The sequence below is a fragment of the Sulfurisphaera ohwakuensis genome (genome assembly GCF_009729055.1).
Taxonomy (GTDB): Archaea; Thermoproteota; Thermoprotei_A; order Sulfolobales; family Sulfolobaceae; genus Sulfurisphaera; species Sulfurisphaera ohwakuensis.
The window spans coordinates 2,124,311-2,138,555 of record NZ_CP045484.1 but is presented as its reverse complement, the minus strand read 5'-3'; the positions used below and the strand labels follow the sequence as shown (position 1 = coordinate 2,138,555).

The following is a 14,245-nucleotide window of genomic DNA, read 5'->3' as shown; positions in this document are numbered from 1 at the left end:
AATGCATGAAAACTTATATAGTAGAAGAGAGGATAAATAGTCATCTTAATTTTATCGAGTCACTAACTAAAAATTCAGAATTTATACTTTCCTATATCCCTTACCAAGTTGAAAGAGGAAAAAATGAGGTAACATTGCGATTCACTAGATATCTTCTATTCTCATTTAAAGATAAGTTTAGAATGGAAGGAATTGTAAACCTTAAAGGAATGAGTACTATTATTTTAAAATCTGAAAAAGGCAATAAATTCGAAATTTTTATCTCAGAAAAAGAAGATAAAGAAGGGAAAATAAGTGTTAATGTAGCAATTAAATATGAGGGGGAGAAAGAGTGGATAGTCTCAAAATATTTACATGAAATAGCAGAAAGTTTAATTGACGGAATAAAAAAAGAGAGTGAGAAAGCTTATGAAATCACAACAACAGCAAATTTTTCTCAAAATTTATCAAAATTAAGTTTTATTACAAAACTTTTAATGAAATCAAGGTTAATTAAAGCTGACGAGCTAGATATAGCTAAAGGACAAATAGTACCTATTATCACAGATTTAATTCAACAATACCTGAGGTATCAACTAATATATATTTCTGGAGTATCAACTTATGAAAGCTTTAGATTATTATTCGTTAACGGTGAGTTAAAAGGTACTTATGTAAACATTGAAGGACAAGAGGGATTTAAAGAAGAAGATTTAAATAAAATTTCTGGTCATTTTAAGATAAACATATATGTTGCACTAGAACCAAAAGCAATTCTAGAGGGAACAGAAAATGAAAGTTCATGAACCAAATATAATATTTGAAGATGATAAACACAAATTTATTTGGTTAGGTTTAGATGAAAGCGAAAATGAAAAAGGTATACTAACTAATCAATATTTAATTGTTCATGAAGGTAAGGGATATCTTCTTGATCCTGGTGGATATTTTGTCTTCGAAAGAGTATACCAAAATGTCACAAGATTTGTGAAGCCAGAAAATATAGTAGCAATACTTTATAGTCATCAAGATCCTGATGTAATTGGAAGTTTAAACCTTTGGGTTGACTTAGCACCAAATGCTACTTTCTATGCATCTGCATTATGGGAAAGATTCTTGCCACATTTAGGTGCTGAATTAAAAGGAAGAATAGTTGATATACCGGATGAGGGCATGACTATAGATTTTATAAGAGCTATACCAGCTCACTTTATGCATTCACCAGGTAACTTCCATTACTACGATACTTATGCAAAAATATATTTCTCGGGAGATTTAGGTGCTGCAATATTTAAAGACAAGTGGTATTTATTCGTAGAAGATTTTGAGTCTCACGTTAAATTAATGGAATCATTTCATAGAAGATATATAGCATCAAAAAAGGCTATAGATATCTGGTTAAAGAAAATTGAAGGACTTGAGATAAATGTTATAGCCCCACAACATGGTGCTATATTTGAAGGAGAAAACGCTAAGAAGTTCATTCAATGGTTAAGAAATTTAGATAGAGTTGGATTAGATTTAATGGAATAACTACTCTTCTTTGTTTTTATATTTTTCCTATTTTTATAAGAATTACTACACCAATCACAATAAATGCTACTATTATGCCCAGTATAATATAACCACCATAATTAACTGACTGAGACAAAGTGTATTCTGAACTTAACGAAATACTGACCGAATACCCGTCTCCGCTGCCATTTAAAAAGTATAGTATGTTATTTACGAAATACGCTGTCGAAGGTATTTTGGTAGTATTGATTATAAAATAACCTTTGTATACCGTGGCATTTTGATTATGATATTCGGTATACCCACTAAAGGTGAAATTTTCACCGTTAAAAACAACACCATTTATCGGTAGAACTTTCAAATTCAAGATAGGATAAACGTAAGTATTATTTAAGATAACACTACCATTATTTAAATTAGTTATAATTAAAGTAAAATTGACAAAATTATTGTTTAAGGAATTTATGATAAACGTGTAGTTATACAAACTGATTTGATTTTCATGAATTATTTCAACCTGATATATTAAAACCTCGTTTGATGTAATTGGAAATTCTGAAGCTAATAGAAGGATTAAAATTAAGGCTAACTCTTTAGTCATCAATTTTATTTAGGTTTAATCCTAAAAGAGTTTAATGGAAGAATATTGGCTTAAGATATTTGAATCTGACCTTTACATTAATGAAATGCTAAAAATATGGGAAGAGGGAGAGAAGTGGGCTAATTGGATTAATGAGGTTATAAAGAAATATGGTATAAAAGGTAAGAGAATACTTGATGTGCCATGTGGTATCGGTAGAGTTTCCTACTTTCTCAGTAAACTAGGTTATAGTATTACTGGAGTAGATATTTCAGAAAAGATGATAAAAAAAGCTAAAGAAAATGTAAAAGAAGGAGAATTTGTAAGGGGTGACATGCGCAAGTTAAGCGAAGTAATAAAGGAGAAATACGATGTTGTTATTAACATTTTTAATAGTCTTGGTTATTATGAAGAAGAGGATGATTTAAAAATTTTGAGAGAGTTAAGGGAAGTTACCTCTCAAGAAGGAATAGTAGTGGTTAACCTTGAAAATAGAGATTTTGTGATATATAACAAGCCTGAGATCCTTCATTCCTTTGTACCCCCCTACCTGATAATTGATCAAAACAAGTTTGACCCATTCACTTCAAGACTACATGTACTAAGAACTTATATAAAAGATGGAAAAGAGGTCGAAAAAATAGAGTTCTCTCAAAGATATTATAGTCTCCACGAAATAGTAAGCTTAATGAAGAAGGCAGGATTTAAAATAATCGATGTTTTTAGCGGTTATTCGTGGGAAAAATTCGAAATAAACGATCCGCAAATGACAATCTTAGCTAAGCCTAGCTAAGTAAATTTCATCCTTATTTCTACTTATTTTGACTTTTAATGAGATACCCTTAGGAACATCACTAACACCAACTACTGTAATAACTCTTCCTCTAGCAGTTATTATTACCTCATTCTTCATCCAACCATCCAGCACAACTTCTCCTACTACTTTCTCACCGACATCCATTACTGGGCCTAGCCTAACATCTGGAAATACCTTGAACTGAGAAGGAGAGAGAAAGAGATTGACATCTAACATTTCACCAATTTTTGATAAAAATTCTTTGAACTCTTTCCAACTAACCTCTTTAGCAACCTTTCTTCCTCTAGGATGAGCAACATATTTTTGAATTCCGAAAGATAGTCCTTTCTCTTTTCCAAACTTCACAAGATTAATTATATCTTCATCATTCATTCCTTTAATCCACACTGGAGTTAACATAATCTTTAACCCTTCATTTAATGCTAGATCTATCATCTTCAATATTTTAGAAACACTATAACCTTTATGACCACTAAGATATTTAGCCTTATTCTCATCTAAGGAATCTAACGAAAGATTAATCCTATCTAGTCCAGCATTAGCTAGTCCTTTTATTAGTCTCTCATTTAATGGTAAACCATGAGTTTCAATTGCTACCTCAAATACTTTCCTATTTTCCTTTATTCCTTTTACAATTTTCACGATATCTGGATGTAATATAGGTTCACCCACACCATCAATTAAAATTGAAACTTGGTGAATTTTTCTATCAACAATATAATTAACCCAATTAATTAAATGGTCCGCATCTACAATATACTCAGTCACTCTTGATCTAGAATTAGGACCAGCATCTACTGAACAAAATATACAAGACATTGGGCAATTGCTAAATGGACGAACTTGAAGAACGTTAGTACCACGGTCTATTATGCCAAAAGCTATATGCCCAATAAGAGGAATTGGTTCTTTAACTCTCTCTAATTTCACAGAATAAAAATACGGATTCAAAAATTTATTTCTCATTTAATTCAATAAGTTTTAGCTTTCCTTTATACTTAGGATCTACATTGTTATATATTACTTCTCCATTTTTGAGTATAATCTTAAAGGATTTATCTTTAATAATAACTGTAGCCTCTAATTCCTTATCTTTACTTTCCTCTTTTAGTCTCTGAATAAGATCATCTAACGATTCATATTCTTCTTCATAAATCTCTTCTTCCCTTAGAAGTTTTACAAATCCTGAATATGTTAATAAACGTGTAAGAAAATCATTGTAATTTTCTCCTTCAACTTTTTCTAACTTTCCATCTTTGAAAGTTAACGTGTATTCCTTTGAATCTAATTCTATTATAGCTATTATACTTTTTCCCTTACTATCATCACTCAATTTTTTAAATAATTCTTGTACTGTAAATGCTTCTTGCTTTTTCTCGTAATAAGCAATTACTTTATCTCTGAAATTTTCTAGGAATTTCTTCATTGGTGATTTTGCTAAGAATTCTAGAGGACCTTGATATTCTCCTTTAACTGCTATAACTATTTCTTTTCTCCCTTCTAATACATTAACTGTAAACCTAAACATAGCTCTGGGAAAATCCATTACTCCTTCATGGATTATTTGATTCGGGTTTATAACTCTTCTCATTTTAAAATTAAAATTCATAAATACTTTAAATTTTGCTATATATTCGTTTTCATTTAAAATTCTTATCTCTTTTAAGAACATCCAAAATTGTGTAAGATTTAAAGGACTCGATATAAGTGTCATAAAATCCTGTTTTTTAACGTTAAGCTTGAACACTATCTCTTTTTCTATCATCAAAATATTAGTAGTTATTTTTTCTATTAAAATTTTTTCATATTTTATTTCAAATTAAATAAACAATAAGCCTATAATTAAAGTAAAGATATTACCAATTATGCTAAAGTACACAGAGAAATTGTGTAAGTATAAAAATTGGAGTATAATTCTTTTCTGAGGAATAGACGCTAAGTAATCTTTTAATATGTTTAAACTGTATAAACTCTGATATGAATCCCGACAAGAAAAAAAGGTCAAATCTAATTTATGGAGGTTACGAAAAAGCCCCTAATAGAGCATTTCTTAAAGCTATGGGTTTAACGGATGATGATATTGCAAAACCAATAGTTGGAGTTGCGGTAGCTTGGAATGAAGCAGGACCTTGTAATATTCATTTGCTTGGTCTCTCAAATGTTGTTAAAGAAGGAGTAAGAAGTGGAGGAGGTACTCCTAGAGTTTTTACAGCCCCAGTGGTTATAGACGGAATTGCAATGGGAAGTGAAGGTATGAAATATTCCCTCGTAAGTAGGGAAATTGTTGCTAACACTGTAGAATTGGTAGTTAACGCACACGGATATGATGGTTTTGTTGCTTTAGCTGGCTGTGATAAAACTCCACCAGGCATGATGATGGCTATGGCTAGACTAAATATACCATCTATTATAATGTACGGGGGAACTACATTACCAGGTAATTTTAAGGGAAAACCAATAACAATACAAGATGTTTATGAAGCAGTTGGTGCTTATTCTAAAGGTAAGATAACAGCAGAAGATTTGAGATTAATGGAGGACAATGCGATCCCTGGACCGGGTACTTGTGGAGGATTATATACTGCGAATACTATGGGTTTAATGACTGAAGCATTAGGTCTAGCTTTACCCGGTAGTGCTTCTCCACCAGCAGTAGATTCAGCAAGAGTGAAGTATGCTTACGAAACTGGTAAAGCACTGATGAGTTTAATTGAAATAGGACTAAAACCAAGAGATATACTTACTTTCGAAGCTTTTGAAAACGCAATAACAGTACTGATGGCTAGTGGAGGTTCGACAAATGCAGTTCTTCATTTATTAGCAATAGCTTATGAGGCTGGAGTAAAGCTTACACTAGACGATTTTGATAGGATTAGCCAGAGGACACCAGAAATAGTGAATATGAAACCTGGTGGAGAATATGCAATGTATGATTTACATAGGGTTGGAGGCGCGCCACTAATTATGAAAAAACTATTAGAAGCTGGTTTACTTCATGGTGATGTAATAACTGTTACTGGTAAAACAGTAAAACAAAACTTAGAAGAATATAAATTACCAAATGTTCCGCACGAACATATAGTAAGACCGATCTCAAACCCATTTAATCCTACTGGCGGAATAAGAATACTTAAAGGCTCTTTAGCTCCTGAAGGTGCTGTAATTAAAGTTTCAGCTACTAAAGTTAGGTATCATAAGGGACCAGCTAGAGTTTTCAATTCAGAGGAAGAAGCTTTTAAAGCAGTTCTAGAAGGAAAAATCCAAGAAAATGATGTTGTAGTTATTAGATATGAGGGGCCTAAAGGAGGTCCAGGAATGAGAGAAATGCTAGCAGTTACCAGTGCTATTGTAGGTCAAGGTTTGGGAGAAAAAGTAGCCTTAATAACTGATGGTAGATTCTCTGGAGCAACTAGAGGAATTATGGTAGGACACGTCGCACCAGAAGCTGCAGTAGGAGGACCTATTGCATTACTAAGAGATGGTGACACGATAATTATCGATGCAAACAATGGAAGATTGGATGTAGATCTACCACAAGAAGAGTTAAAGAAAAGAGCAGATGAATTTACTCCACCACCACCTAAGTATAAAAGTGGTCTTCTAGCTCAATACGCTAGACTTGTATCGTCTTCGTCACTAGGAGCCGTTCTTTTAACTTAATTGTATTTTACTAAATTGTAAAGCTTATATTTTTAAAGTAAGCTTATATTTTTGAAATTCATAATATTAGGTGATACTCATGAGGAGAACATTAAAAGCCGCAATATTAGGTGCTACTGGTTTAGTAGGAATCGAATACGTAAGAATGCTATCAAACCATCCTTATATTAAACCAGCATATTTAGCTGGAAAAGGTTCAGTGGGTAAACCGTATGGTGAGGTAGTAAGATGGCAAACAGTAGGACAAGTTCCTAAGGAAATAGCTGATATGGAAGTAAAACCAACTGATCCTAAGTTAATGGATGATGTAGACATAATATTTTCTCCATTACCTCAAGGTGCTGCTGGCCCAGTAGAAGAACAATTTGCAAAAGAAGGATTTCCTGTGATTAGCAATTCACCAGATCATAGATTTGATCCTGATGTTCCCTTATTGATTCCTGAACTAAATCCTCACACTATTAGCTTAATTGATGAGCAAAGAAAAAGAAGAGAATGGAAAGGATTCATAGTTACTACACCATTGTGCACAGCTCAGGGTGCAGCAATACCATTAGGTGCTATATTTAAAGATTATAAGATGGATGGAGCATTTATAACTACTATTCAATCGCTATCTGGTGCCGGTTATCCAGGGATACCATCATTAGATGTAGTAGATAATATCTTGCCTTTAGGTGATGGATATGATGCCAAGACGATAAAAGAGATCTTTAGAATTTTAAGCGAAGTTAAGAGAAATGTAGATGAACCTAAATTAGAAGATGTAAGCTTAGCAGCAACAACTCATAGAATAGCTACTATACATGGTCATTATGAAGTATTATATGTATCGTTCAAAGAAGAAACTGCTGCTGAAAAAGTTAAGGAGACTTTAGAAAACTTTAGAGGGGAACCACAAGATCTAAAATTACCAACTGCACCTTCAAAGCCAATTATCGTTATGAATGAGGATACAAGACCTCAGGTCTATTTTGATAGATGGGCTGGGGATATTCCAGGAATGAGTGTAGTTGTAGGTAGAATAAAGCAAGTGAATAAGAGAATGATAAGGTTAGTATCATTAATTCATAACACAGTTAGAGGAGCTGCAGGAGGAGGTATATTAGCAGCTGAATTACTTGTCGAAAAAGGATATATTGAAAAGTAAATTTTTTATTTTTTACTCTCCCTCTTTTTACTGATGAACTCACCCTTTTACGAATTGATGAAGAAAGTGGCAGGGCTGATAATTTTTGGATTATATAAAAGTAGCTGAAAATTTAGGCTTTAGTAAAGACCTCATAGTGAATATATACAAAAAAATATCCGGCGGCTATTATATTTCTTTATATTACGCTAAATCCCCAATACTTTATGCTCTAGATCAATGGCCTAAAAAATATCTTGGAAAAAAATTCTTATTATGGTATAATTCCTCATTCGATTCCGAAATAGATAAAATAATAAGTTTATTTGTAACATTAGATGTGAAAATACTTCATAGAGTTGCTTCGATTTTAATTAAACAAGAAAATCAAGATAGAAAAGAGGAGGATGATATCAACGATGTATTTGAGGAAATGAAAAAAACAGCAGAAAAGTATGGATTTACATACTACCCACAAAGAATTGAAATTGTAGTGAAGAATTCATTAATAAACGAGTTAGTAAATGATATCTTCCACATAAGAGAAAGAGAGATAAAAAATGATTTGTATACTATACTTGGAGAAATAGCTTACGAAAGTGAATATCTGACTAAAATAAAAGAAGAAAAGAACTGGATTAGAGCTATTGATAGAAAAAATATTTTAAAGGCATTATACTTAGAAGGAAAATTAGAAGAATTTCTTAGTCAAGAAAAAATAAAAATAAGATACTTAATAGCATCAAGAACATTAATATTTGATAAATTGCTTCTAACTAAAGGAATTAAAGAAACGTTAAACGATATCAAAGATTTAAAAAATGAGGAACTGAAAAATGAAGTAGAAAAATTAACAACAGAAATAAATAAACGAGTAAGTTATTTTTAATTAAATTATCTAAAAAAGTAATGAATAAATTTTACTTTAAATAAATAATAAAAATTTTTATTCATCATAGAAGATCCTAAATTAATTAGAAATGTAGTAACTAGTAATTTCCTATGAATTATAAAATTTATATTATTTAATATTATTTATAATTTCAATTCTATCTAATACCAAAATTTTTATTATTGTATAATGATCAGAGGGCTCTACTATGAACTCTTCAGAGTAATATAATAGGGCAAAGAAGAAAACTTAATGAAGGTTACTGTTACTTCATAAGTAGTCCCTAAGGTATCACAGTAATATGAAAATAAGAATTGTATCACGCCTCATGAAATCCTTTAAAAGATTAACTTTTCTTAAATAGAAATAACTTTTATCTCTCTAAGAATTAATCTCAATTAATTAGATATTATTTTTTCTTCATAACTTTAGAGTAGTTTTATTTAACTCTTAAGTTTTAAAGTGAAGTTTTATTCTATATATTAAGAATTACCAAACCTACTGCTAAAAATAATACATACGATAATAAAAACACATATATTTTTCTCAACTTATTTTGTAGTGTGGATAGTGTATATTTACCACTTGCTGTAGATAACTCTTATCAACCTTTACCAGTAGAAAAGCAATTAGCAGTAGCATTAGTAAAAGCAGCCCCTAAAAATGTAAAAATAAAGAAGGCCACCTTGATTGGATGGCCATTATTATTAGTTAAACATGAAAAAAGTGGTGGATATATAATTTTTGATGAAACTTTAAATATTGAAACAAAACTAGAATTCATAATCTTACAAGATTATAAAAGAATTTTAGATGGCATAGAAAATAATAAAAATGATTCTGAAATTTTGGCGATTTTAAAGTCTTTTAGATGGAAAGATATTAAAGGAAAAGAAGAAGAAATTTTTAAAGGAGTTATTATTGATGATATTTCACCCATTCTTTCATATGGTAGTCCAGAGTTACCCCTCAGAATATTAGATAAAATTTTAACCAAGGTAGATATAGATTCTATTATTACTGATATAAATCAGAGAGAATCTTTAATAAAGGAAAATATAAACAAAATAAACGATGTAGAGAGTAAAATAAATACTATATTAACAATAATTAAAGGAAAGAGAGCAGAAGAACGAAAGCAGATTGAAGACAAATATAATTCAATACTTCAAGAGAAGAACGAACTACTTAAGAAAACTCTAACAACAGCAAAGAAAAACTTGGAAAGTGAATTGCTTAATGAAGCTACTAAACTATATTCCAAAATGGCAGATATTGAAGTATTAATAGGAAAAGCAGAGTTAGATTATGAGACAAATCCGTCTTTTCAAAAGGATTTAGAAAACATTACAACTTTAAGGTCAAGATACCTTTCTGAAATACAGAGTAAACTTTCTGAAATAAAGAATAAATATAGAATCGAAGTAAGAAATATGGTCCATGAAATAGAATCATTAACCGCACAAAAGCAAAAGGAATTAGAAAGTATAGACGTGAAAATAAGGGAATTAGATGAATTACAGAAAAATATATTAAATCAATTAGAAAATATTAAATCAATATGTAATAATGAACTAGAAAGAATTAGAATGTTTACAAAAAGAGCTCCTTTCGATAAGGATAGTGTTGAGGTAATTTTACCATTTCTTCTAGTTGTCGATATAAACAATAATACTTATATAATTCCTCCACAAATATATAACAATAATAAAAAATCCACTTTCTTCGGCTTTTTTAAGAGAGACCCTTCGGAAATATCAGACAACATGAAAATAAATCTAACATCATTTATGAATATTATAGCTAGTAAATATGCAATATTAGAAGATAATGTGAAAGATACGCATATAAAATCTTTGATAGAAAAAGGTTTGGAAGAATTATATGATGATGGATGGGGAATTAGACGAAGTATTAGTGAGTACTACGTTTAACACAATTCTTTTTAAAGCATTATTTCACATCTTTTATTTGTGGAAAAGCATAAACCAAAGCAAAAAGTACGCAAAAGAACATCAGAAAGTATCGTTACTTTAAAGAAAGAGTTGAAAGCTTTAACTTTCGAACCAATTTACGGAGAATCATTAAAGGAGATAGTTGCAAAACTAACCACTAAGATTCAAGAAATAATTGAAAGTTATGGATATGAGGTAGAATTTCCTGAAAGAGCTAAAAAAGAAGTAGAAGGAGATGTTTACTATTTTATTTACCCATTAAAAATAAAGACAAAACACTCAACAAAAAAAGTTTACTTGGAAGTAGAATATTTAATTTATGATGAAAACGCTTGGATGGGAATTATAACAGATGTAAAATAAATGTTAACTATCTTTTATTTCTATCAGTAATAACGAATAATGTAATCACAATGGCATTAATTACAATAGCTATAATAAATTCTATAATGAATGCGTAACCATAATTCAGTAGACTAACAGTAGTATTACTTTCAGTTGAGGTAATTATTGGACTAGTAATATTAGTAGAGTTTACGACTTCTACATTTTGTACATTAGCTGAGATCTTTGTTATATTCTCTAGTTTAGAATTAATTAAAGTGGCATGATATATTTGAGTATTATAAGAATATATTACAGAATTTATTGCAGTTAAATTTTCTATTATAGAATCGATTAATATCACAGTCTTATTTTCAATTATTGCTTTGGGTGTATAAATATGATATGCATAATTCCCATTAAATTGCGGAACATAATTATATGGCAAAACTAAGAATGATAAGCCAGTAAATGTTGGCTCTATATTTAGTGTATTATAATTCAAACTTGAATTAAAAGGTAATGGAATTCCATTTGATGATATACCGACAAGATATACATTCCATACTCCGGCTAGTTCGTCTATAGTTAACCCAGAATTGTCATAACTCCCCTCTGGGATTGTGAAATTACCTATCCATTCACCATTCTTATAACTTAAACTTACTGAGTATGAAATCTCTAAATTGTCTAGCTGACCCATAAGATAACTAGGAACAAATATAGCGCTAAATATACCAAACTCTACAGGAGTTCCATTAGGATAATATATTTTGGCTTTTACGATTACACTGCTATTTTCAAAAGCTACAGAGCTTATTGACGCATTCAAAATCAGTTTTTGACTACTAACATAAATTTGTGTATATCCAGTACCATAAGTCATATAAGACCCATTACTATAGTCAGCGTATGCCTCAATAGTATAATATCCCGGAGGCAAATTCGGTACAGATATTTGCGCAATATAATATGGAGCGCCATTATAAAGGATGGAATTAATTTGCGTGCTGTAATAAACTTTTCCATCTTTAATAAATGATACAGTTATGTTAGGCAATCCTAAACTTTCAACTAATACTTCAATCGTTATATTTTCTCCGGTATAAATAGAAGTAGGTTCTGTAAAGGAATTAGGAATAACTGCTGGTACAACGTACATCCCTAGGACTATTTCATCTAGTCCTATGGTATTGTTAACAGATAAAACATAAACTCCTCCGAACTTACTACTCGTTAAGTTTACATAACCTTCTAATATTCCAGATTTAAATTTAATTGATATGCCTAACTGAGAAATATTTATTACTGGTAAATTATTTAAACGGGCACTAGTTACCTGAGATAATGAACCATCTATTTGATTCTCCTTATAGACTAGTAAAGTAGTAGAGTTATATGAAGAGACTAAAGTACCATTAGGATAAGTTATCATAACTAATACTGGTATGCTAGTCGGTACAGGATAGATTGCAACTATCGGAAATATAAAAACTGCTTGATAACCTACAATAATATATGTAAAACCGTAAGTATTATCATAACTTGCATAGATTTCATATACACCAGATTTGCTTATGCTAATCTTTCCAACATAAGCAGAACCGTTATAAATAAGAGGAAAGGAAGATACTATTGATGTCCCGTTATACACATATGCGGTTATACTCGACGGATATGATGAAATTCCTTTAAGATAAGCTACAACTTGAATTTCTTGGTTTGGTAAATATGTAGTATTTTGAACAGCTAATGATAATGAAATCGAAGGTTTCTTCAATAGGTTAACGAAGTAACCTGCATTAATATATCCTAATCCAGTGACAGGATTTAGACTTTCATTAGCTTCATATGGAGTATTATATCCTACATTAATTGGAACAATAGCTTTAGTTCCATTTAAAGCGTAAATTAAAGGATTAATAAAACCAAGCCTTCCATGAACTTGATTAGCTAAAGCTATAATTCCAGCCACTATAGGAGTAGCTAAAGAAGTTCCTCCAACAAGGTATGTAGTATTATAGTAGTAAACTATAGGTACTCCAGAATATGGATTTGCATCAGCAACTATATCTGGGGTAATCCTATATCCTTTAAGTCCTTGATATGGAGGAGCAGGAAATATAGCACTATAACCACCAGTTGTAGACCCAAATATACTTTCTCCACTCCAAGCTGTCTGATAACTTTCGTTACCAGCTATATACAATGTTGAACCACCTACAGATAAAACATAAGGAATAGAAGAAGGTACTATTGTCGATCCTAGAGGACTTAAGAAGAAATTATATCCATTACCTCCAGCATCTCCAGAAGCTGCAATAAAAGTTATTCCTTCAGCTTCTCCTAGCCAATATTCATAGATCATTGCTTGTAAATAAGACATTGGTAACAGACCTAATAAGAAATAAATTTCTGGAATACCCCAGCTTTGGGAAACCACATTTACTTCATCTTGCTGATCAATATATGCTATAGCTTGAGGTATTGAAATTGAAGGATTAGCCACGTAAAGTATTATTCCAGCATCTGGTGCAGCAGCGTGAGCATATTCAACATCTAAAGAAATTTCTAATGCCCAGCCACTTGCAATACCGTCATTAGGATTGTATGGACCAATAGGTACTATCTTAAATAAAGGTGGATTAGGTAATCCATAAATAGAATCAAAATCTTGAAGTTGTTGATAAATATAAGGATCCCCATCGAAATCAAGGATTCCAATATTAACTCCACTACCATTTATTCCTTTATTTAATAAGTAAGTTATGTTATAAGCTTTCTGAATTTCTGTAGGAGTAACCATATTGTAAGCTACTGCTTGAGTTATATTTATTAAGTTATTAGGCTTCGATAAAAATAATGACGTTAAATTAGTAGCTAAAACGATTCCTGGAAAAGAGTAAGAACCTTCACTTACAAAATAGTAAATCTTTTTGCCTAGGATAGTAGTTGTAACAAATTCACCATTAAACAATTTTTCTATTACCCCAGCCTTAGCTTGAAAAGAAATAACATTTAATGTGACTTGTGGATTTATTCCATTATACTTTAGTATACTAACTATTTTATTTATTGTAGCATTAGGAATAAATAGAGAAATGAGTTGCGATTGATTTACAATTTTATGCTGCTGCACATAAATTTGAAGTAATCCTAGATTTTTAGGAGGCAAAACAATTGCTACATTAACTAGCTGATTGCTAGGTATTTGTGACGATACTTGCGGTTGAAGATAAAGAGGAAGTGCTAGTGAGGATGAGATTATTAAAATTAAAAATAATAATGACCACATCAGTAGTAATACTCGATATTAACATTTTATAATTTTTCCACACAAGACCTTAGCATATTTATCAAAATTTTTGAAAAATACAAATAGGATTAGTTTTAT

The 14,245-nt window shown here is 30.8% G+C and carries 12 protein-coding genes; 8 read left to right on the top strand and 4 right to left on the bottom strand.

All coding sequences use genetic code 11. The features are described from left to right. Positions 1–5 precede the first annotated feature (5 nt). Positions 6–785 carry a hypothetical protein gene (locus D1869_RS11870; protein ID WP_156015260.1) on the top strand — a complete coding sequence of 260 codons (780 nt, stop codon included), beginning with the start codon at positions 6–8 and terminating at the stop codon, positions 783–785. Further along, positions 772–1,512: an oxygen-binding di-iron domain-containing protein gene (locus D1869_RS11865; protein ID WP_156015258.1), complete on the top strand. Its 741-nt coding sequence runs from the start codon at positions 772–774 to the stop codon at positions 1,510–1,512. Before D1869_RS11870 ends, D1869_RS11865 begins: the two co-directional genes overlap by 14 nt. A gap of 16 nt (positions 1,513–1,528) precedes the next feature. Here the strand turns inward: D1869_RS11865 and D1869_RS11860 are convergent, their stop codons facing one another. Beyond that, positions 1,529–2,095, bottom strand: a complete 567-nt coding sequence (locus tag D1869_RS11860) for a hypothetical protein (RefSeq protein WP_156015256.1) — start codon at positions 2,093–2,095, stop codon at positions 1,529–1,531. Between the two features lie 34 nt (positions 2,096–2,129). Here D1869_RS11860 and D1869_RS11855 point away from each other — a divergent pair, with 34 nt between their 5' ends. Next, positions 2,130–2,867 (top strand): class I SAM-dependent methyltransferase, encoded by a 738-nt coding sequence (locus tag D1869_RS11855; RefSeq protein WP_156015254.1) that lies wholly within the window; start codon positions 2,130–2,132, stop codon positions 2,865–2,867. On the opposite strand, the gene D1869_RS11850 is transcribed toward D1869_RS11855, so the two are convergent. Together D1869_RS11850 and D1869_RS11845 are read right to left on the bottom strand one after the other, a co-directional pair. After that, positions 2,850–3,821 carry a radical SAM protein gene (locus tag D1869_RS11850; RefSeq protein ID WP_184650986.1) on the bottom strand — a complete coding sequence of 324 codons (972 nt, stop codon included), beginning with the start codon at positions 3,819–3,821 and terminating at the stop codon, positions 2,850–2,852. The genes D1869_RS11855 and D1869_RS11850 overlap by 18 nt on opposite strands. 25 nt (positions 3,822–3,846) lie before the next feature. Beyond that, entirely contained in the window at positions 3,847–4,656 is an 810-nt protein-coding gene (locus D1869_RS11845; protein ID WP_156015252.1) for a hypothetical protein, read from the bottom strand. Positions 4,657–4,868: 212 nt separating this feature from the next. Here D1869_RS11845 and ilvD point away from each other — a divergent pair, with 212 nt between their 5' ends. The 5 genes from ilvD to D1869_RS11820 all read left to right on the top strand — a co-directional run bounded on the left by ilvD (position 4,869) and on the right by D1869_RS11820 (position 10,890). Further along, entirely contained in the window at positions 4,869–6,551 is a 1,683-nt protein-coding gene (gene ilvD, locus D1869_RS11840; RefSeq protein WP_156015251.1) for a dihydroxy-acid dehydratase, read from the top strand. A 79-nt stretch (positions 6,552–6,630) separates the two neighbouring features. After that, positions 6,631–7,701 (top strand): aspartate-semialdehyde dehydrogenase, encoded by a 1,071-nt coding sequence (gene asd / locus D1869_RS11835; protein ID WP_156015250.1) that lies wholly within the window; start codon positions 6,631–6,633, stop codon positions 7,699–7,701. Positions 7,702–7,786: 85 nt separating this feature from the next. Then, positions 7,787–8,569, top strand: coding sequence for a hypothetical protein (locus D1869_RS11830; RefSeq protein ID WP_156015249.1), 783 nt, complete (start codon positions 7,787–7,789; stop codon positions 8,567–8,569). A gap of 566 nt (positions 8,570–9,135) precedes the next feature. Next, positions 9,136–10,506 carry a hypothetical protein gene (locus D1869_RS11825; RefSeq protein WP_156015248.1) on the top strand — a complete coding sequence of 457 codons (1,371 nt, stop codon included), beginning with the start codon at positions 9,136–9,138 and terminating at the stop codon, positions 10,504–10,506. Positions 10,507–10,545: 39 nt separating this feature from the next. Next, a complete protein-coding gene (locus D1869_RS11820) occupies positions 10,546–10,890 on the top strand; it encodes a hypothetical protein (protein WP_010980248.1) in 345 nt (114 codons plus the stop codon). 7 nt (positions 10,891–10,897) lie between these two features. On the opposite strand, the gene D1869_RS11815 is transcribed toward D1869_RS11820, so the two are convergent. Next, the gene (locus D1869_RS11815) at positions 10,898–14,146 is read right to left on the bottom strand and encodes a S8 family serine peptidase (protein ID WP_156015247.1); all 3,249 of its coding nucleotides are present in this window, start codon (positions 14,144–14,146) and stop codon (positions 10,898–10,900) included. Between the last annotated feature and the right edge of the window lie 99 nt (positions 14,147–14,245).